The sequence below is a fragment of the Pseudoalteromonas sp. 20-MNA-CIBAN-0454 genome, from assembly GCF_040308685.1.
Lineage (GTDB): Bacteria > Pseudomonadota > Gammaproteobacteria > Enterobacterales > Alteromonadaceae > Pseudoalteromonas > Pseudoalteromonas nigrifaciens.
In genome coordinates this window covers 37351-57944 of sequence record NZ_JBEOOB010000016.1, presented here as the reverse complement: position 1 = coordinate 57944, position 20594 = coordinate 37351, and the positions used below count along the sequence as shown (strand labels likewise).

Genomic DNA, 20594 nt, shown 5'->3' with positions numbered 1-20594 from the left:
TAATAAATCGATATTAATCTTAACTGTAAAAATAAGTCATGTTTTTATAAAGGAACGAAAATGAAAGCACCAATTCACCTAATATCAACATGGAAAAAAGCCTCAGTACCATTACTTAGCTTGTTTCTTGTTTTTTCAGCTCAGCAAGCATTTTCCGCTACGCTTGACGTTGCCATCCCGCAAGACAGTTTATTTGATGTGATCAGCGCCCGCGCTCAAAAATTAGCGAGTGAGGAGTATATTGCCCCTAAAAACATCGAGCTAGATGCGCTAAATAATATTGAATATCAAGATTATCGCTCTATTCGTTTTAAACAAGACAAGTCAATGTGGAAAGATGAAGGTCTTTACGAGCTACAGTTGTTTCACCCCGGCTTTTTATATAAAACACCAGTAACAATTAATACAGTTGATAGCGATTCTAAACTTAGCCGTTTGCCGTTTAGTACTGACTTTTATCAGTACGATGGTACTGCAGCACCTTTAAAAGATGAAATAGCCAAGAGTATTGCCAATAAACAATTAGGCCATGCTGGATTTAGGCTGCATTACCCAATTAATACCACTGAGTACAAAGATGAAGTAATGGTGTTTCAAGGTGCTTCTTATTTTAGAGTTGTTGGGCCTAATCAAGTGTATGGCCTATCGGCGCGAGGGTTAGCAATTGATACTGCTGAAGCGTCTGGTGAGGAGTTTCCTGTGTTTAAAGAGTTTTGGCTAGTAAAACCACAGCCAGAACAAACTAACATTATCATTTTTGCACTGCTTGATAGCCCATCGGTTGCCGGCGCTTATAAGTTTAGTATTGACCCTACCACCAACACCAGCGTTAAAGTAGATATGCAAATTTTTGCCCGTAAAGACGTGAAAAAATTAGGCGTAGCACCACTAACAAGCATGTTTTATCACGGCGAAAACAGCACTAAGTTTTTTGACGATTACCGCCCAGAAGTGCATGACTCAGACGGACTGTTAACCCAATCTCAGGATAACAACTGGATTTGGCGTCCGCTTAATAATCCGTCGCAACTTAGCGTAACCTCTTTTTCATACGAGAACCCTAAGGGATTTGGCTTAGCGCAACGTGATCGTGAATTTAATAATTACTTTGATATTGAAGCGCATTATCACAACCGCCCTAGCCTGTGGATAGAGCCTGAAGGTGACTGGGGAAATGGTCGAGTAGAGCTGGTAGAAATACCGACAGATACAGAAACAAACGACAACATAGTGAGCTACTGGGTACCTGAAAAACCATTTAAAGCAGGCGATTCGTTAAAGCTAAGCTATAAAATGACCACCTTTAATGCTTACTTAACTCAGCATGATAAGGCACGCGCAGTTCGCACTCGCATTGGTAGCGCGGCATTACCGGGTGAAGATAATCCGCCACCTAAAAGCCATCGCCAATTTACGGTTGATTTTGCTGGGCCTGATATAAATAAGCTTTCAGAAAAGTTAAATTTAAATGCCGACATCCAATTAACAACGGGTGAGGTTAGAGATGTAACTGTGCAAAAATTACCTGATTCATTAGGCTGGCGAGTTGCTTTTAAAATAGCTCCACAAAATGGCAAACCTGTAGACATGCGCTTATCGTTAAAGCTGCATGATAAAGAAATTAGCGAGGTATGGAGTTATGTTTGGTATCCAAATGACATCAAGTAAACAAACCACCAAAATATCTATGCCCTTTAAGGCACTTCGTATTTGGTTATTTGCCATTGCCGCAATTGGTATATCTGCGTATGGCATCTCTATTATGTTTGAAATTTTAAACTCAAATGGTATGACACCACTTGAATATGCTTTGCTGGCATTATTTTCAATTACCTTTGCATGGATTGTTACCGCATTTTGTAGTGGTACTATAGGGTTTGTACTGCAGTTACTGCGTATTGATCCGCTTACCCTTAGGCGCATAAAACCTATAAAGCTTGATAGTCAGGCATTTTCTCAGCAAAAAACTGCCATAGTAATGCCTATTTATAACGAAGATACACACCGTGTTATTGCAGGCTTTGAAGTGAGCTTACAGTCATTAAAAGAGACTGGGGAATTAGCCAACTTTGATTTTTATTTACTCAGTGATACACAAGATCCAACAATAGCTAAAAATGAACTAAGTGCTTGGCATGCTTTGTGTGAGCGCCTAGGCGAGACATCAAAGCAGTTGTTTTATCGTCGCCGCGAAGATAATAAACACCGTAAAGTAGGTAATTTAACCGACTTTTGTGAGCGCTGGGGAAGCCAGTACGATCATATGATTGTCCTTGATGCCGACAGCGTTATGACAGGTAAATGCATGCTAGAGCTAACGGCAAGCATGATTAACAACCCGCAAGTAGGACTTATTCAAACCATTCCTATTCCGGTACGCCAAGATACCTTTTTTGGTCGTTTTTTACAGTTTGCTTCGGTACTTTATAGCCCTATGCTGGCAACAGGATCGGCATTTTGGCAAACCGATAAAGCAAACTACTGGGGCCATAATGCCATAATTAGAGTAAGCGCATTTATTGACTGCTGTGGTTTACCCACACTTAAAGGCAATGCTCCTTTTGGTGGTGAAATACTCAGCCATGACTTTGTAGAAGCATCATTACTACACAGTGCAAATTGGGAAGTATTACTACTTGCAGATATTGAAGGCAGCTATGAAGAAGTCCCAAGTAATATTTTAGATTATGCCGTGCGCGACAGACGTTGGGTACAGGGTAATATTCAACACATTGGATTACTCCCGTCACCAAAGTTAAAGCTGATGAGCAAATTTCACTTTTTACTTGGCGCTACCGCTTATATTTCGTCATTAATATGGTTACTTATGCTCGCGTTAAGTACGGTTGATGCCGTAACACGTGCTTTAAATAGCGACGTTTATTTTAACCGCGCTTATCAATTGTTCCCTACTTGGCAAATAGCTAAAACCGATTTAATTGATGCTCTGCTCTATCTTACTATTGTTATTTTATTGCTACCAAAACTAATGGGTATAATCGTAACCTTGGTGCACAGAAAAAACCGCTTCGGTGGTGCTATTAAGCTTACGTTAGGCGCAATTATAGAAACAGTTTTTGCTATTGTCATGGCTCCATTAATGATGGTGTTTCATGCTTATTTTGTTGTTTGTGTGTTTTTAGGCAAAAAAGTTAAGTGGGATGCTCAACCACGAGAAGGCCGTATGGTGCCATGGAAAGAAGCGTTTAGTTATACGTTATTTTCTACTTTGGTCGCTATTGCTTGGGGTAGCACAGCGTATTACTTCACGCCGGTATTTTTTTTGTGGCTATCACCTATATTACTAGGTTTAGTACTAGCTGCACCTATAGTGCGTTATTCAAGCAGTATAAAACTGGGGGTTAAACTCAGAAAGCTAGGTATATTTATCTGCCCTAGTGAAGTAGATAACGATACCATGCTAGAGGCACTTAAAGTGCACCTTAAAGAGATTTCGGTACCCACCGCAGGGCAATACCCTTTAACTATACCCGCATTGCCAAAAGAGCACTTGGTTACCATGCCAATACAAAGCTTTAATAAGTCACGCTCGCCAAAGATGAAAGCGCTAAAAGAAAAGCTAATTAAAAAGCTTAGCTAGCGCCACACTTTAAAATAAAAAAGGAGCTACAAATAGCTCCTTTTTTATTATCGGCAATTAGCTGTTTACACCTTTTTTATTAATTGTATTAAATTAGTAGCGTTTATAGGCAAAGGTATACCACTCAACAATAATATCATGGTGTATAGCGCATCATCGTAATACTCCTCACACTTGCATACGCACAGCTAAGTTAACAACTCATTTAGCTCACTGTAGCCGTTATATTTAACGCCAAATTAGCGCATGCTGGGCATTTATGCGCCGTTATTACCTAACCTTAAAAGGAAACGCAATGCTGTAAATTTAACCTCGAAAGATAAGCACACCCTAATATATCAATTTTATTATGGGCAATAAAAAACCCGCAACATGTGCGGGTTTTTAAAGAGTTAAGGTGCTAATTACTTAGCAGCTTTTTTCTCTTTTTCTGCAGCGATTACAGCTTCAGCAACGTTATTAGGACATGGTGCGTAATGTGAGAACTCCATAGAGAACTGACCACGACCTGATGTCATTGTACGTAATGAACCGATGTAACCGAACATTTCTGATAACGGTACGTCTACTTTAATGCGAACGCCAGTTAAACCAGGCTCTTGGTCTTTCATCATACCACGACGACGGTTAAGGTCACCGATTACGTCACCTACATGATCTTCCGGCGTGAACACGTCAACTTTCATGATTGGCTCAAGAAGTTGTGCACCCGCTTTAGGGATAGATTGACGGAAAGCACCTTTAGCAGCGATTTCGAACGCGATTGCTGATGAATCCACTGCGTGGAAGCCACCATCAAAAAGCTCAACTTCAACGTCAAGTACTGGGAAGCCAGCTAGAACACCAGTGCCCATCATTGACTTAAAGCCTTTCTCAACTGCAGGCCAGAATTCTTTAGGTACGTTACCACCAACAACAGATGATTTAAACGTGAAACCAGAAGCAACTTCGCCTGGCTTAATACGGTAATCAATTTTACCGAACTGACCAGAACCACCAGACTGTTTCTTATGCGTGTAGCTATCTTCAATTTCTTTAGTGATAGTTTCACGGTAAGCAACCTGTGGTTGACCAACAATAAGGTCTACACCGTAAGTACGCTTAAGGATATCTACTTTGATATCTAAGTGAAGCTCGCCCATTCCTTTAAGAATAGTTTCGCCTGAATCTTCATCAGTCTCAACTTGGAAAGATGGATCTTCTGCAACCATTTTACCGATAGCAACACCCATTTTCTCATTACCGCCTTTATCTTTAGGCTGTACAGCAATCGAGATTACTGGAGTTGGGAATACCATTGGCTCAAGTGTTACTGGGTGCTTAGGATCACATAATGTGTGACCAGTTTGCACGTTTTTCATGCCTACGATAGCAATGATGTCACCAGCTTGTGCGCTAGCTAATTCATTACGGTCATCTGCTTGCATCTCAACCATACGGCCAACACGCTCAGTTTTACCAGTAAACGCATTAAGGATAGTGTCACCCTTGTTTAGTTTACCTGAGTAAATACGTACGAATGTTAACGCACCAAAACGGTCATCCATTATTTTGAATGCTAACGCTTTAAATGGTAGGTCTGTAGATACGATAGCGAATTCGCCGTTTTCATTACCTTCTTCATCCATAAGAGGTTGAGGATCAACTTCTGTAGGAGATGGTAAGTAATCAACAACTGCGTCAAGAATAAGCTGCATACCTTTGTTTTTGTATGCTGAGCCACAGTATGTTGGGAAGAAAGCAAGGTCACGAGTACCTTTACGAATACAACGCTTCACATCTTCAATTGAAGGGATTACACCTTCCATGTACGTTTCTAGTAGCTCATCGTCTTGCTCAACAGCAGTTTCGATAAGTAACTCATGGTATTCCTCAACTTGGTCAACCATGTCTGCAGGAACGTCTTCAATAGTGTAGTTCTCTGGAAGACCAGTCGCATCCCAAACATATGCTTGCTTGGTTAGAACGTCAACAACACCAACAAACTCATCTTCTCTACCGATTGGTAAAGTCATGATTAATGGAGTTGCACCAAGTACTTTTTGTACTTGATTAGTTACACGGAAGAAATCAGCACCCATACGGTCTAATTTGTTTACGAAAATAACACGTGCTACACCTGACTCATTCGCATAACGCCAGTTAGTTTCTGATTGTGGTTCAACACCACCAGAGCCACAGAATACACCGATGCCGCCATCTAATACTTTAAGTGAACGGTAAACTTCAACAGTGAAGTCAACGTGTCCAGGAGTATCGATAACGTTAAAACGGTGATCTTTCCAGAAACAGCTTACAGCCGCAGACTGAATAGTAATACCGCGCTCAGACTCTTGATCCATGAAATCTGTAACTGATGTGCCATCGTGCGTGTCACCACTTTTGTGGATTTGACCAGTAAGCTTTAGTATACGCTCAGTGGTGGTAGTTTTACCCGCATCAACGTGCGCGAAAATACCAATGTTTCTGTACTTCGATAAATCTGCCATTAGTTTACTCTTAATAAAGTCGAAAAATTATTCGGCCAGAGTATAACATCACTTAAAGCGAACATCACCATAGAAGTCGCTTAAAATGCAGCCAATTATATAAAAAAAATGATCCATCCTTTGAAATAGCTATTTTTTGTAGTGCGAGCGAGCGATCTATTTACCTAATGAGGCCTTACCTTACTCTGTACTCTTTATTTTATTGGCATATTTTATAGCAACGCTCTGGACGACCAATACTACCATAGCTTTGATCAGCTCTAACCTGCTCTGCTTCAAGCATGTATTCTAGATATCGGCGAGCAGTCGATCGGCTTACACCCACTAAATCACCCATTTGCTGAGCTGTAAATGCTGTTTCTTTATGTTCATTAAATGCAGTTATTATTTTTTTTAAGGTAAGCGAGTCGACTCCTTTGGGTAAGCGTGTTGTGGTACTAACACGCTCTTTTGAACCAAATAGGGTATCAACCATAGACTGCGTCACCTCAACAGCAGCCGAAAAGCATTGTTGCCGAGCTTCAAAACGTGCCAGAGCTTGATCTAACCTACTTAACATGAGTGGTTTTACTAAAAAGTCACTGGCGCCTAACTGCATTGCTTTTTCGAGTATTTCCACTTCTTTTGCCGCTGTGAGCAACATCACTTCGCTTTTTATGTTTAAGCGGCGCAAATCACTCAATAAGTCTAAGCCGTTACCGTCGGGCAAATGAATATCAAGTAACACTAAATCTGGATTAACTGCCTGCAACAAAGCCTTTGCCGTAGCTAAGTTACCGGCAATGCCCACTACCTGATACTGCCCTTGCCTGAGACTTTGCTTGGGTGTGTTGTTTCCTGCAACACCATTGGGTAGCAGTAAATATTGTGCTAATAACTGCGCAACCTCTACTTCATCTTCCACTATCACTACTGAGTACGTCATGTTTTATTACTCTTATTATTTGGGGATATAAACACTGAGGCGCGCACCCAGTAGATCTGATTCACCTATTTCTAAACTCCCACCGCACGAATCTAAATTAGTTTTAACTAAATACAAACCAATTCCATGTTCCGCCCCCGACTTAGAGCTGTATTGTGGGGTAAATATCACATTATGATCAGGTCCTAAACCAAAACCGCTATCTTCTACATCAAAAAGTAGCGTTTTGCTGGTTTCATCAACCGTTACCCGCACTTTAGCAGCACGAGTATCTGATGCTCGAATGGCCGCATCAATCGCGTTGTCGATTAGGTTACCTAAAATAGATACCACCCGCTCTAAAATATCTTTGCGAGTTATTTCACCAAGCAAGCTATCAGGGTTAAGCGTTAACACCACATTTAACTCTCTTGCTTTATGGTATTTACCAACTAACAAACCTGCAAGCACAGGATCTTGTATTCGCTCTAACAAGTTATGTATTTGCGCCTGCGATCCTTGGCTTTCTTGACCTATAATTTCAATCGCTTGCTCATTTTTGCCCATTTGCACTAACGCCCCAATTAAATTGAGCTTATTTGAATAGTCATGAGTTTGCACTCTTAACAGCTCCGCAAACGCTTGCACTTTAGTAAGTTGTTGGCTTAAATATTCGAGTTCATCAGAGGGGCGCATACTAAGTAAAATGCCATCGGCTTGGCCTTGTACCTGCAAAGCAAAGCGCGATAATATTATTCGTTTATCGGCGGCAAATAGTTCAAACCCTACTATTTCGCGTGACTGGTTACGCAGCAAAAATTCAGCATGCTCAGGAAGTAAATCAGCAAGCGTGAGGGGTTGGTGAGTATAAGCAAGAGGTTTATCTAAAATTTCGCAAGCACGTTGATTCAACTTACGTACATTCCCCTCGGGGTCGAGCGCAATTATACCGTTACGCACCGTATTTAAAATAGCATTTTGTTCTGAAAACAACCGCGCAATCTCATCTGGCTGTAAACCAAAAATAGCATTTCGCACCCGCTGACCAATATAAATAGCCACCACAATACTTAAGCCCACCACCACTAAGCCCCAAATTAAAATCTCAATACTGCGAGAACGTATAAGAGGGTCAATTGACTGCACTAAAAACCCGACCGATACCAAGCCTATTATTTGGTTATTATTCGAATAAACAGGCACCTTACCGCGAATTGACTCTCCTAAACTGCCACGGGCAAGCGAAATATAGCGCTCACCCTTTAATGCAGCTTGGCTATCGCCACCCACCATACGCTTGCCAATTTTCTTTTCATCAGGATGCACAATACGCAATGCATTTTCATCGCCAATAACAATAAAGTCGGCTCCAGTGAGTTGCCTTATTTCTTCTACTTCCTCGTTAATAGCCAATAAATCTTTTGGATTTTGCAGTGCTTTTATAACATCAACGCGTGAGGCTATACTGCTGGCAACGGCCAATGCTTTGTCGCCAATGTGACTATGTAAGCTTTGCGCCGTAAGCTGATACACCAACGCGCCAAACAACAATGCTTGTAATACACATAAACCGGTTACCCAAATAATTAGCCGAGTTTCTAGGCGTTTAGGTTTTTTAACCATATGTTGCAATGGGCTTAGCGGGTTGGTGTTTTTCATTTTATGACTCTGTTAAGCCTGCTCTTGAAGCGCAGCTTTATCTGCACGGCGCTGCATTAAGTAATCTTTTAACGGAAATAAAAGCACTAAAATTGAAATAACAAATATACTCAATGTAAGTGGGCGATCCCATAAAAAGCTCAATGAACCATCAGAAATCATCATAGAGCGACGGAAATTACGTTCTATCATATCACCCAAAATAAAACCGAGTAATAAAGGTGCCATAGGAAAAGCTAATAATCGTAATACCAACGCCACTAAGGCAAATCCCACCATCATAAATAAGTCAAAGGTATTAAAAGACACCAAATACACACCAATTAAGCTAAAGAACAAAATCATTACTGTGAGTACCGATTTGGGCATAGCTAATACTTTTGCAAAGTAAGGAATAAGCGGTAAGTTTAAAATAAGCAGCACTATATTACCAAAGTACATACTAACAATAACAGACCAAAAAACACTGGGGTTTTCTTGCATAAGCATTGGCCCTGGTTGTATACCATAGGCAATTAATGCCCCTAGCATAATAGCCGTAGTACCTGAGCCCGGAATACCTAGCGTTAACAAAGGTACAAATGAGCCAGTACATGCCGCATTATTAGCCGATTCGGGTGCAGCTAAACCACGTAATGAGCCTTTACCAAATTTTTCTTTTAAGCCTTTCGGTGCTAAGTTGCGCTCGGTTGCATAAGCCATAAAACTTGCAATAGTTGCGCCTGCGCCCGGTAACACACCGACAATAAAGCCCAAAATAGACGAGCGACCAATCACTGGCGCTATTTCTTTAATCTCGCTTTTAGTTAACTTAGTTGAACCTATTTGCGGCGTATCTGAATCGTTAATATTTTTGGCGTCTTTTTTCTCTGGTTTTACTACGTTAACTAACGCTTCTGCTAATGCAAAGGTTGCCATAGCCACTAATAAAAAGCTAATACCATCAAGTAAGTCCGCTTGGCCAAAAGTAAATCGGTCGGTGCCCGATGAAGGATCGATGCCAACAGTAGCAAGCATTAGCCCAAATACCGTCATCATCATCGCTTTTAAAAATTGTCCTTTATTAGAAAACGCTGCAATTGCGGTTAAGCCTAAAAACATCAGCACTACATAATCTGGTGATTGAAAACTCAGCGATACTTTAGCTAATAAAGGTGCGGCAACCATTAACAATATAGCGCCGATAGTGCCCCCTATAAAGGAGGAGTAGGCAGCAATTGCCAATGCTTTACCTGCATGGCCTTGTTTTGCCAGTGGGTAGCCATCAAAGGAGGATGCCACCGTACCCGCAACCCCTGGTGCGTTAATTAAAATAGATGAAGTAGAACCACCAAAAATGGCACCATAATAAACACCTGCCATTAAAATCATGCCTGAGTCGGCACCTATGCTATAAGTAATCGGGATCATTAATGCAATCGCAGTAATTGGCCCTAACCCCGGTAACATACCAATAAAAGTGCCCACTAGGCAGCCAGCAATCACATACATTAAATTATTAAAGTCGAGCACGGTCGACAAACCAAGCATAATTCCATCAAACATAATTTAACTCCACAAATCGCCCGGAACTAAGTAAATACCTAGCACTTGAGTCATTAAAAACCAAAACACCACAGCAACCGGAATCGATGCAAATAATAAAATACCTTTGCGCCTTTCACCCATTACAAAAAAGCCTGCTAACAAAAATGTACTGGTCGAAATTAAAAACCCAACCGGCTCTAACATGGCGCTATAAATCACCATTAGCACTAATAAGCTAATAGTACGCAGTACATGTGATTTTTCGAGGTTTTCATCGGTAGCTTCTTTTTCGCTTGGTTTAAGTAATGTTGTAGCAATAGCAAGTAAACACACCACAATACCAAACGCGGCATATACTTTAGGTAGAGTTGCAGAAGTCACCGTTTCGTATTCTTCAAACGGTAAAAGTGGAATTTGCCATGCAACAACGGCGTACAGGGTAAATAGCGCCAAGAATAAACTTGGCCCTAGTAATTCGCGATTCATCATTTTAAACCTCGATTATTGCAATGTACGGATAAAGCCAAGCTCTTCCATCACTACTTTAAGCTGCGCTTCTTGCGCTTCTAATGACTTAATAAACTGCTCTTTTTCTTGGAATAAATTTAACCAACCGTTACGTGCACGGACAACTTCCCACTCAGGAGTACTTTGTAATTTGCGCAGTTTTTTGGTGTACTCTGCCAATTTTTCAGCAGGTAAGTTCGGCGCTGCAAAAAAACCACGCCAGTTTACAAATTCCATATCGTAACCAAGAGATTTAAGGGTAGGTATTTCTGGGTAATCCGGTAACGGCCCACCTGAGGTAACCGCTAAAATGCGTGCTTGACCACCATTAGCTACTTCTAGTGCTTCACTTAAGCCGGTAGAAAGTAAGTTAACTTCGCCTGATAGTAATCCAGCTTTTGCTTTACCACCGGCGTCGTAAGGAATATAACGTAAACGTCGACCATCAATACCCGCCGCTTTAACTGCTTGCGCTGCAACTAAATGATCCATACTGCCACGCGCAGAACCGCCCGCTACCTTTACTGAGCTTGGATCTTCTTTGATTGATTTAACAACATCTTGCCACGTTTTAAATGGCGAATCGTTACGCACCACAAATGCGCCATAATCGGCAATCATGCTGGCAACAGGAGTTAAATCGCGGTAGCTATAAGGAATGCGACCAGTTAATGCACGCAATACGATAGGTGTTGAGTTAACCATTAAAATATCGCCCTTTTTAGTGCCCGACTCAATTAAGTAAGCAATAGCACGACCGCCGCCGCCACCCGACATATTTTGAAAAGACGCATTATCTTCAATACCTGACTTAACTAAACCTTCGCCTACACCACGTGCTGTTGTATCCCAACCGCCACCAGGGCCGCCAGGTACTAAAAAGTGAATGTCGGCCATTACAAATGGGCTGCTAAGTACCAGCGATGCTGCAAGTACTGTGGTTTTTAGTGATTTAAGTGACTTAAATAATTTCATTGTATGATTCCTTAAAATAAATACTGCATACGCGCACTAAAGCCCATACCAGAGTCTTCATCGCCTACCAAAGCTGTAGTACCAGGGCCTGTCACATCACTGTAAATAAGGTTGCCCATAAACTTAATATCGCTACTGATGTAATAAGATGTGCCTAATGTATAAGTAGTTGCTTGCGTCCCTTGTAAGCTGCTAGTTGCATCCATTTGTGAAACACGCGCAACTAACTCCCATGCATTTTTAATGTTTTTAGGTTGTACAAATAATGCTGAACTTGCTTTGTATTGGCGCTGCTCGCCACCTAAAAAGTAACTTGCCGATACATGAAAACCATCAAAGCGCTCGCCATCTAGCAAGTCTGCGCTATTAACTGCGTTTAACGAGCGGCTTGCATATTCAGCTTCAAGGGTTAAAGAATCTGCTTGGTAAGCAAATTCAAGTCCGCTTTGCGATAAGCTATCAAGTGCTGCGGTTACGCCACCAGCGGCATAATCAACAAGCCTAGTATTAGCTTCGCGAACTTCTCCACGAGCAAAACGCGCACCTAATTCATTGCCGCCCATATCACGATATGAATGCCACGCCCCTAAATGAATCACATCACCCGGTGCAGCACTTGACCACGTTACGCGCCCTGTTGCAGCCAAAGTTAGCCTGTCGTTTTCATCATTACCCGTTGCGCCAAAGGCATCATTTTTATAAACACCCACTGCGTAGCGAAATCCCGAATCTTTAAAGTATTGGTAAGCCGATGCACCCCAACGAAAAAATGGCGAGAAGGTATTTGCTAAACTACTACGCTCAATAGTGTTGATATGTTTTGAGCTGGTTAATGCATTAAGCGATATATCTTCGCGAATTTTACCTGCTTTAATTTTAAGCCCGTTATCAAACGCATAACGTACACGTGCCATAACAATTTCAGCTGTGCCTTCGCCAAATTCGAGTAATAACTTGTGATCCCAATTACCATGCTCGCTAGCAACGTAAGTACGAATACGTCGCGGAAAAAAATCACTGCCGCCAGAGCCGCCATTATCTGCATTGTAAGCGCCATCAAAATAGTTGTAGTCAAGCTGTACGCGTCCACCAAACTCTAAATTAAAACCACTCGATTTTTTTAATGCACTGACTTCTTTTTGTAATGCATCTAATTGCTGTTGTAATTTATCGGTATCGTTATCGGCTAAAACTGATGTGCTCGCTAATGCGGCAGCTACTGCCAAAGCGAGTTGTGTGTTACTTGCTTTCATTGTTGTCTCCACGCTGTGTTGGTGTATTTATTGTCAGGTAGATAAGCGACTACAAACTGCTATCTAAAGCGCAGCTTATTGTTAACGTGAAATTAACTAAATATTTAGACGGTAAGGTGCATTGATGATCTTTACGCGCTTTTTGTGCATAAAAACCATGCGCAAAAAGGACAAAACTAGCCGCGCATTACTCTTTGATTTATAGTGCCTTTATATTTAAAGTGGTTTTATAACGCGGATTCAAATTGGTAGCTTTTTAAGTTATAAAAAAACCCGCAACAATGCGGGCTTAATTAATAAGCTATTATTAAAATGTCATTTCGGGTGTGTTTTTAGGGATAATTAAACGCCCCTGTGTTTTCGCTTGAATTTCTTCTACGCTCACTCCGGGGGCGCGCTCTAATAAATGAAATGCACCATCTTTAATTTCCAGTAAGGCCAAGTCGGTAATTACTTTATTAATACACCCCACACCGGTGAGCGGTAAGCTGCACTCACTGAGTAATTTTGACTCACCATGCTTGTTAGCGTGGGTCATGGTACAAATAATGTTTTTTGCACCAGCTACTAAATCCATCGCACCGCCCATACCTTTTATTAACTTATTGGGGATCATCCAGCTAGCAATATTGCCGTTTTGGTCAACCTCAAAGGCACCCAATACGGTTAAGTCAACATGACCGCCGCGGATCATCGCAAAGCTTTCGGCTGAGTTAAAAATTGCTGCGCCAGTGGCGGCAGTAACGGTTTCTTTACCGGCGTTTATCATATCAGCATCGAGCGCATCGGCAGTAGGATACTGCCCCATACCCAGTAGGCCATTTTCTGATTGCAGCATTACTGCAATATTATCGGGGACATAGTTAGCTACTAAGGTAGGAATACCAATGCCTAAATTAACGTAATAGCCATCTTGTAATTCCATCGCGACTCGCTTGGCGATTTGTTCACGTGTTAATGCCATTAGCTTACTCCTTATTGCTTTGCTGCTTGGGTGGTCACTTTTTCTATGCGTTTTTCAAACACCCCTTTTATAACCCGATCGATATAAATACCGGGAGTGTGTATTTGGCTTGGCTCTAACTCCCCAGGCTCTACAATTTCTTCTACTTCGAGTACAGTTATTTTACCTGCGGTGGCGGCCATAGGATTAAAGTTCATCGCGGTATGGCGATAAATACAATTACCAAAGCGATCCGCTTTCCAGGCTTTTACAATGGCAAAGTCACCGGTAATACTGTGTTCTAACAAGTAGTCTCGACCATTAATATTGCGCGTTTCTTTGCCCTCAGCCACTGGCGTGCCTACTCCAGTGGCGGTATAAAAAGCAGGAATACCTGCACCACCAGCGCGCATTTTTTCAGCCAGTGTACCTTGTGGAGTAAGCTCTACATCTAGCTCACCACTAAGTAGTTGCTGCTCAAATAAGGCATTTTCGCCCACATACGAGGCCACCATTTTGCGTATTTGTTTATCCTCTAGTAACACGCCTAAACCAAAACCATCTACGCCACAGTTATTAGACACCACAGTTAAGTTACGAATACCTTGGCGTTTAATTTGGCCAATAAGTCCCTCCGGTATACCGCACAAGCCAAAACCACCGGCAATCACTGTCATGCCATCCTCAAGCCCTGCCATTGCTTCGCTGTAACTGCTTACTACTTTATCGAATCCTGCCATTGTTAGCTCCTATTGTGCGGTCCAGCCGCCATCTATTGCTATAGCTTGTGCGGTAATGTTTCGCGCCGCATCAGCCATTAAAAAGGTTACCGTATGGTGTATTTCATCTAAACCAATAAAGGCTTTTTTAGGCATGGGTGCTAGCATAATAGTATCGATAACTTGTTGCTCAGATAAACCATGCTCTTTGGCTTGTGCGGCAATTTGCTGCTCTACTAGCGGAGTTTTCACATACGCGGGGCACACGGTATTAATGGTTATATTGGCATCTCCTGTTTCAAGCGCTATGGTTTTACTAAAGCCAATTAAGCCATGTTTGGCGGCCACATAGGCCGACTTATATTTAGAGGCCACCATGGCATGAATAGAGCCAATATTAATAATTCGGCCAAAATTTTGTTCCCGCATTTTAGGCAATACCGCTTGGGTCATCATTGCGGGCCCAACTAGCATTACTTGCTGCAAAAATTGCCATTTATCAGCCGGAAATTCTTCAAGCTTTGCTACGTGCTGAATGCCGGCATTATTTATAAGTACATCAACAGCTTGCGGTAACTGCTTAAAAAAAACGGTAATTGCCTCGCTGTCGGCCACATTTAATGCATAACCTTGGGCTTTTCCGCCATTAGTAACAATATCTTCTGCCGCTTCTTTTGCGTGCGCTGTATTTAGGTCGGTTACTATAATATGATGACCCGCTGCGGCTAATTGCTGTGCTATATATAAGCCAATACCGCTGGCTGCACCGGTTATTAAAATTGTTTTGCTCATGCAGGCCTCCTAGTTGGCTAAAAACTCACTAATTTGCTGCGCTTTAGGCGTAATCGAAAATAGCCCATCTAAATGACCCCAGCCTCCCGCAATTTCAGAAATAGTAACCTCCTTACCTAGTTCATCCATTATTGAGTGCATTTTGCGGACATTTTCGGGACGTAGTAATAAATCGTTAGTGGCAGGTAGCAATAAGGTTTTTGCCTGCACCTTTTTTAGGGCATCAGTTAAATTGGCTGATCTACCTGCGGTAAATAACTGCGATGCTCGCACTAAGTACAACACATGGTTTGCATCTTGTAGCTTAGCTTTAGCTAATGCTCTAGCCTCTAAAACCTGGTTTACTTTTGGTAGAGTACGAATATCTTGCAGTGCGTCGTCATCTAGCACCTCAAAATTTGGGAAACTAGCGTTATAAATAAGCGGATGCATAGCATCTTGGGTAATGTTTAGTAGCGTAGCGGTAAGCCCTGCAAGCGGGCGCTCTTTATTATAGTAATTACCTTGCTGCCAGTTTTTATCTAAACGAATTGGCATAGCCCACTTTTCTAGTGCCGACACAGTCCATGCATCCATGGTTGCCGCACCAATTACATGTACTAAGCGCTCTACTTGCTCTGGATAACGTACCGCCCACTCCAGTGCCTGAAACGATCCCATTGAGGCACCTATTACGGCATGCAGTTTGTTAATACCTAAACTATCGAGTAAGCGTTTTTGCACTTCAACAAAATCAGTAATGGTCACTACCGGAAAATCAAGGCCATACGGTTTACCTGTTGCCGGATTAGTTGATGCAGGGCCAGTCGTAATTACATTAGGATCGTGCCAATTGGCATTAACTAAAGTGTCTGAGCTAATTACAAAGTATTTATTAGTGTCGATTGCTTTACCTGGACCAATTAACGCATCCCAATAACCCGCCAAGGCATCATCGGCTTTATATTTACCAGCTGCATGCGACGTGCCCGAAAAATAATGCGTAATTAGTACCACATTATCTTTAGCTTTATTTAAAGTACCGTAGCTCTCCCAGCCTACGTCTACTTGGCTAAGCGTAACTCCCGACACAGTAGTAAAATTTTTAGTGGTAAAATGTTGTTTTTCAACCAACATAGGCGCTGTTTTATCATTGCTATAAGCAACTGTGCTTACTATTAACAGCAGTACACTCATTATTAATTTAGTTTTCATTGTTATCCCTTAAAAGAAAATAAATAAGCCAATTGCTAATGCAACCCCAATTAGCGGTACTACGGTTGTTAACGCAGCCATAGACCAATAAGCACGCTGATGTGTTTCTTTACAAATAGCGCGGATCAAAGTAACTACATAACCATTGTGCGGCAAGGTATCTAGCGCACCTGAACTAATAGCTACCACGCGGTGTAGTTGCTCTGGGTTAACCCCCATATCTATATATCCTGGAGCAACCAGTGGTAATGCAATAACTTGCCCTCCTGAGGCAGAACCCGTTAGCCCCGCTATTACACTTACCGCTACGGCCGCGCCTACTAGCTCATTACCTGGCATATGGGTCATTACTTCAACCGCGGCAGTAAATGCTGGTGACACTTTGGCAACTGCACCAAACCCAACCACCGCGGCTGTATTTCCTATTGCCACTAATGCCCCGGTTGTTCCTACATTTACAGCGCCAGCCAGATCATGAAAGTACTTAAAGTTAATTACCATAATACTCAGCACGCCACCTAGTAGGGCAATAATAAGCGCGGTTTGTTGTAATGTATCATGTAAAGTGAATGACAATAGCAGCACCACTAATAGCGGAATAAGCCCAGTAATAGGGTGTGGCCTTTTACGATCAACCACGCTTGGATCGTCATCGCGCTCTTCAAAATGCTCACCATTGGCAAGCGCTTTTTTTATCATTTTATTGAGCCAATAATAGCCAAATGTCGCCATAAAAATAGCCACCACTAGGCTTACTTCCCATGCGGCATAGGGGGAGGTGCCTAAATATTTTATTGGGATCCAATTTTGAATTTCGGGCGATCCTGCCGAGGTCATAGTAAAAGTAACCGAACCAAAAGCCAGCGTGGCCGGAATAAAGCGCCGTGGCAGGTTTGCGTCTTTAAATAAGCTAAGCGCCATCGGGTACACCGAAAAAGCCACCACAAATAAACTAACACCACCATAGGTTAATACCGCACACGCTATCACTATTGCTAAAACAGCATGTTTCATACCTAATTTGCCAACTATATAACTGGCCACACTATCGGCAGCGCCGGTGTCTTCCATAAACTTACCAAATAGTGATCCCAGCAAGAACATAAAAAACCATGCACTTAAAAAACTAGCAAAACCATCCATATAAGCATTTATAAAATTAATATCGGCCGTGACAGGAAAAATTGCCATGTCGCTACTCAGTGCTACAAGTAACGCGCATAGCGGTGCGGCTATAAATAAATTTACCCCGCGCAAAGTTAAAATAATCAGCAGTATTAAACCACCTACTAGCCCTATCATGCTCAGCATAAGCTTTCCTAAAGTTATTGTTATTACAAAGATGAGGTGACATCGCAGTAATGTTAATTATATTGTTGCTTATTTGTAATTAAATACATAGCACTATGGTACTACATAGTTATATTTAGGCTTGCAGGCATTGTTATATATGGGTTTAACCTAGGTATAGCACTATGGTACTAATTCATTTTTTGTAACAATCTTCTAAAGTAGTTAACAGGTGACATGAGCAATGAGTAAAGGTCTGCAGCAATCTTAGTCGTTAGCGATGGCGAGGCTTAAACAACGGCACTTAGGTATAGGCAAATAAATAGCTGGTATTTATTCCGTTGGCATTAATCACAACAATAAAAGGTAATCAACATGATAAAGCTCAATAAAAAAGTCGCACCCGTTACACTCGCTGTGTCATTGGCGCTGATCGGTGCAAATAGTTATGCAGCAGAACAACAAACTAACCAAGTTAACAAAGGCGAGCTAGAGCGCATTGAAGTAACGGCGCGTAAAACGGTAGAAAACTTACAAGAAGTACCGGTAGCAGTAACCTCTATTGGCGCACAAGAGCTGGCTGAAAACGGTATTAGTGTAATGACCGAAGTACAACAATTTTCGCCTAACACTACACTGCAATCTAGCCGTGGTACTAACTCAACTATTACTGCATTTATTAGGGGTGTAGGCCAACAAGATCCGCTATGGGGATACGAAGCCGGTGTAGGTATTTATATAGATGACGTATACATAGCGCGTCCACAAGGCGCGGTACTTGACCTGCTCGACGTGCAACAAATTGAAGTACTACGCGGCCCGCAAGGCACGCTATATGGTAAAAACACTATTGGCGGCGCAATTAAATACGTCACCAAAGAAATGGATGGCGATGCAACCCTTAACATTAAAGGCACGGTAGGTAGTTATGGTCAAAAAGATCTAAAAGTTACCGGGCAACTACCGCTTATTGATGAAAAGCTCTATGTTGGCTTTGGTTTTGCTACTTTAAACCGCGATGGTTTTGGTGAGTTTTTAACCTCAGATTTAACCAATCAAGATCGTGAAAACTACAACAAAGACGTAACCGCAGCCCGCGTTACCCTAGAATACACGCCAACAGATGACTTGTTTTTTAAACTTGCTTGGGATAAAACCAAAGACACCTCAAACTCAAAAGGCGGCTATCGTTTACTACCTAGTATACTCACTGACGCTCCAGTACCCGACAGCGTATACGACTCTTACACCAGCTTACCTACCTGGAACGAAGTAGAGCTTGAAGGTTATAGTTTTACCGCACGTTGGGATATGAGTGACAGCACAAGCATTAAATATGTTGGCGCCAGCCGAGATGGTTACTCGCCAACCAATATCGACTTTGATAACACCTCAAAGCGTATTTTTGATGTACCCGCTATATATGAAGATGAGCAAACCACTCACGAAATACAACTAAATCATCAAGGCGATAACTATAAATTAGTGTCGGGCTTGTATTACTACGATGGCGAGTCGTGTGGCCAGTTTGAAGCCATACTCGAAGAATTTGGTAAATCTTTAAACTTACCAGGTTTAACTCGTGAAGTAAGTGGTTGTAGTAACTCAACAAGTAAAGCCGCTTATATTCAAGGCTCTTACGACTTTGATAACAAATGGTCAATGACCCTAGGCGCGCGTTATACCAAAGACAGCAAAGAAGCGATTGTAAATAATGGCCTCATATTCGACACTGTTTACCCTGAGTCGGGCTGGATCCCAGGTTATGTTCGCCCAGAAGGACAACTAGTACCTACCGTACTAGATGATAGCGAAGATTGGTCGCGCTTTACCCCAAGAGCGGGCGTTGAGTACCAATACAGTAACGATATTATGTTTTTTGCCAGTTACGCCCAAGGCTTTAAGTCGGGTACATTTAACCCAAGAGCCACCACGCCTGAACCAGCAGCAAAGCCAGAAGTTGTTGATTCATTTGAATTTGGTATGAAAAGCGAATGGAATAATAACTTACGCGCAAACATAACCTTGTTTACCCTTGATCATAAAGACCGCCAGTATATTTCGGTACTCCCAGGCGACAGCGGATCTGACCTAAACCAACGTTTAGGTAATATTGGTGAATCAACATCAGATGGCGTAGAAATAGAGCTTAACTATGTTGCTACTGAGTCACTAAGCTTTAATGCCTCAATTGGTTATATAGACAGTAGCTTTGATAACGTAATTGATTTTGACCCAAATACCGGCGCAGCCTTTGATAAATCTGATCGCTTTAGCGTATCAAACACGCCAGACTTAACCTTTAACTTAGGCGCTACGTACCGCATGTACACAGATATGGGCGACTTTGTAGTTAATGGTAATTACTACCACCGTGGTGATTACGCCTTATTTGAAGAAGACAGCCTACTAACTCAAGACGCGTACGGACTGCTTAATCTAGGCGTTACTTGGTACAGCGCCGACGGCCATTGGACCGCTGGTGTATATGGTAAAAACCTCACCAATGAAGAATACATGATTGGCGGTTACCAGTTTGTAGCACCCGATCCGAGTGATCCAACGAATGTAAGCAAATACCAGCCTGGTTTAGGTGGTGATAATACCTTAATTGGCTACTTTGGCGACCCACGTACTGTGTCGTTAACTGTTGGCTACCGCTTCTAGTCTTTATTATGTGAAAGGTTTGTCTGTGTTATCCCCAACAGACAAACCTTGTTTCACTGTGCAAAATCACTTAT

15 protein-coding genes are annotated in these 20594 nt (G+C 42.0%); 3 read left to right on the top strand and 12 right to left on the bottom strand.

Annotation, left to right across the window (positions count from 1 at the left end; genetic code table 11):
- Nucleotides 1–60 precede the first annotated feature (60 nt).
- Nucleotides 61–1668 (top strand): glucan biosynthesis protein G, encoded by a 1608-nt coding sequence (locus tag AAEZ22_RS09685; RefSeq protein ID WP_182678397.1) that lies wholly within the window; start codon nt 61–63, stop codon nt 1666–1668.
- Nucleotides 1640–3601 (top strand): glucans biosynthesis glucosyltransferase MdoH, encoded by a 1962-nt coding sequence (gene mdoH / locus AAEZ22_RS09680; protein WP_197182250.1) that lies wholly within the window; start codon nt 1640–1642, stop codon nt 3599–3601. The genes AAEZ22_RS09685 and mdoH overlap by 29 nt, the downstream gene beginning before the upstream one ends.
- A gap of 404 nt (nt 3602–4005) precedes the next feature.
- On the opposite strand, the gene fusA is transcribed toward mdoH, so the two are convergent.
- From fusA to AAEZ22_RS09620, 12 genes are all read right to left on the bottom strand, one after another.
- A complete protein-coding gene (gene fusA / locus AAEZ22_RS09675; RefSeq protein ID WP_011329565.1) occupies nt 4006–6090 on the bottom strand; it encodes an elongation factor G in 2085 nt (694 codons plus the stop codon).
- A gap of 199 nt (nt 6091–6289) precedes the next feature.
- Nucleotides 6290–7015 (bottom strand): response regulator, encoded by a 726-nt coding sequence (locus tag AAEZ22_RS09670; RefSeq protein WP_089368885.1) that lies wholly within the window; start codon nt 7013–7015, stop codon nt 6290–6292.
- 15 nt (nt 7016–7030) lie between these two features.
- Entirely contained in the window at nt 7031–8653 is a 1623-nt protein-coding gene (locus AAEZ22_RS09665) for an ATP-binding protein (RefSeq protein WP_089368886.1), read from the bottom strand.
- A 12-nt stretch (nt 8654–8665) separates the two neighbouring features.
- Nucleotides 8666–10198, bottom strand: a complete 1533-nt coding sequence (locus AAEZ22_RS09660) for a tripartite tricarboxylate transporter permease (RefSeq protein ID WP_089368887.1) — start codon at nt 10196–10198, stop codon at nt 8666–8668.
- 3 nt (nt 10199–10201) lie between these two features.
- Nucleotides 10202–10669 carry a tripartite tricarboxylate transporter TctB family protein gene (locus AAEZ22_RS09655; RefSeq protein ID WP_089368888.1) on the bottom strand — a complete coding sequence of 156 codons (468 nt, stop codon included), beginning with the start codon at nt 10667–10669 and terminating at the stop codon, nt 10202–10204.
- A gap of 12 nt (nt 10670–10681) precedes the next feature.
- Nucleotides 10682–11662, bottom strand: a complete 981-nt coding sequence (locus AAEZ22_RS09650; protein ID WP_089368889.1) for a Bug family tripartite tricarboxylate transporter substrate binding protein — start codon at nt 11660–11662, stop codon at nt 10682–10684.
- An 11-nt stretch (nt 11663–11673) separates the two neighbouring features.
- Nucleotides 11674–12915, bottom strand: coding sequence for an OprO/OprP family phosphate-selective porin (locus AAEZ22_RS09645; RefSeq protein ID WP_089368890.1), 1242 nt, complete (start codon nt 12913–12915; stop codon nt 11674–11676).
- A 307-nt stretch (nt 12916–13222) separates the two neighbouring features.
- Complete coding sequence (locus AAEZ22_RS09640; protein ID WP_024594936.1) at nt 13223–13879, bottom strand: 3-oxoacid CoA-transferase subunit B; 657 nt, start codon at nt 13877–13879, stop codon at nt 13223–13225.
- A gap of 11 nt (nt 13880–13890) precedes the next feature.
- Entirely contained in the window at nt 13891–14598 is a 708-nt protein-coding gene (locus AAEZ22_RS09635) for a CoA transferase subunit A (RefSeq protein WP_011329568.1), read from the bottom strand.
- Nucleotides 14599–14607: 9 nt separating this feature from the next.
- A complete protein-coding gene (locus AAEZ22_RS09630; protein WP_352297088.1) occupies nt 14608–15369 on the bottom strand; it encodes a 3-hydroxybutyrate dehydrogenase in 762 nt (253 codons plus the stop codon).
- Nucleotides 15370–15378: 9 nt separating this feature from the next.
- The gene (locus AAEZ22_RS09625; protein ID WP_197182249.1) at nt 15379–16563 is read right to left on the bottom strand and encodes an E22 family MetX-like putative esterase; all 1185 of its coding nucleotides are present in this window, start codon (nt 16561–16563) and stop codon (nt 15379–15381) included.
- 9 nt (nt 16564–16572) lie between these two features.
- A complete protein-coding gene (locus AAEZ22_RS09620) occupies nt 16573–17874 on the bottom strand; it encodes a GntP family permease (RefSeq protein WP_011329571.1) in 1302 nt (433 codons plus the stop codon).
- Between the two features lie 354 nt (nt 17875–18228).
- Here AAEZ22_RS09620 and AAEZ22_RS09615 point away from each other — a divergent pair, with 354 nt between their 5' ends.
- On the top strand, nt 18229–20520 hold the full coding sequence (locus tag AAEZ22_RS09615) for a TonB-dependent receptor (protein WP_058374420.1): 2292 nt from the start codon (nt 18229–18231) through the stop codon (nt 20518–20520).
- The last annotated feature ends 74 nt before the right edge of the window (nt 20521–20594 follow it).

Coding starts and splice junctions, on each gene's coding strand:
- AAEZ22_RS09685 (WP_182678397.1), top strand. CDS start 61: ATGAAAGCACCAATTCACCTAATATCAACATGGAAAAAAGCCTCAGTA.
- mdoH (WP_197182250.1), top strand. CDS start 1,640: ATGTTTGGTATCCAAATGACATCAAGTAAACAAACCACCAAAATATCT.
- fusA (WP_011329565.1), bottom strand. CDS start 6,090: ATGGCAGATTTATCGAAGTACAGAAACATTGGTATTTTCGCGCACGTT.
- AAEZ22_RS09670 (WP_089368885.1), bottom strand. CDS start 7,015: ATGACGTACTCAGTAGTGATAGTGGAAGATGAAGTAGAGGTTGCGCAG.
- AAEZ22_RS09665 (WP_089368886.1), bottom strand. CDS start 8,653: ATGAAAAACACCAACCCGCTAAGCCCATTGCAACATATGGTTAAAAAA.
- AAEZ22_RS09660 (WP_089368887.1), bottom strand. CDS start 10,198: ATGTTTGATGGAATTATGCTTGGTTTGTCGACCGTGCTCGACTTTAAT.
- AAEZ22_RS09655 (WP_089368888.1), bottom strand. CDS start 10,669: ATGATGAATCGCGAATTACTAGGGCCAAGTTTATTCTTGGCGCTATTT.
- AAEZ22_RS09650 (WP_089368889.1), bottom strand. CDS start 11,662: ATGAAATTATTTAAGTCACTTAAATCACTAAAAACCACAGTACTTGCA.
- AAEZ22_RS09645 (WP_089368890.1), bottom strand. CDS start 12,915: ATGAAAGCAAGTAACACACAACTCGCTTTGGCAGTAGCTGCCGCATTA.
- AAEZ22_RS09640 (WP_024594936.1), bottom strand. CDS start 13,879: ATGGCATTAACACGTGAACAAATCGCCAAGCGAGTCGCGATGGAATTA.
- AAEZ22_RS09635 (WP_011329568.1), bottom strand. CDS start 14,598: ATGGCAGGATTCGATAAAGTAGTAAGCAGTTACAGCGAAGCAATGGCA.
- AAEZ22_RS09630 (WP_352297088.1), bottom strand. CDS start 15,369: ATGAGCAAAACAATTTTAATAACCGGTGCAGCCAGCGGTATTGGCTTA.
- AAEZ22_RS09625 (WP_197182249.1), bottom strand. CDS start 16,563: ATGAAAACTAAATTAATAATGAGTGTACTGCTGTTAATAGTAAGCACA.
- AAEZ22_RS09620 (WP_011329571.1), bottom strand. CDS start 17,874: ATGCTGAGCATGATAGGGCTAGTAGGTGGTTTAATACTGCTGATTATT.
- AAEZ22_RS09615 (WP_058374420.1), top strand. CDS start 18,229: ATGATAAAGCTCAATAAAAAAGTCGCACCCGTTACACTCGCTGTGTCA.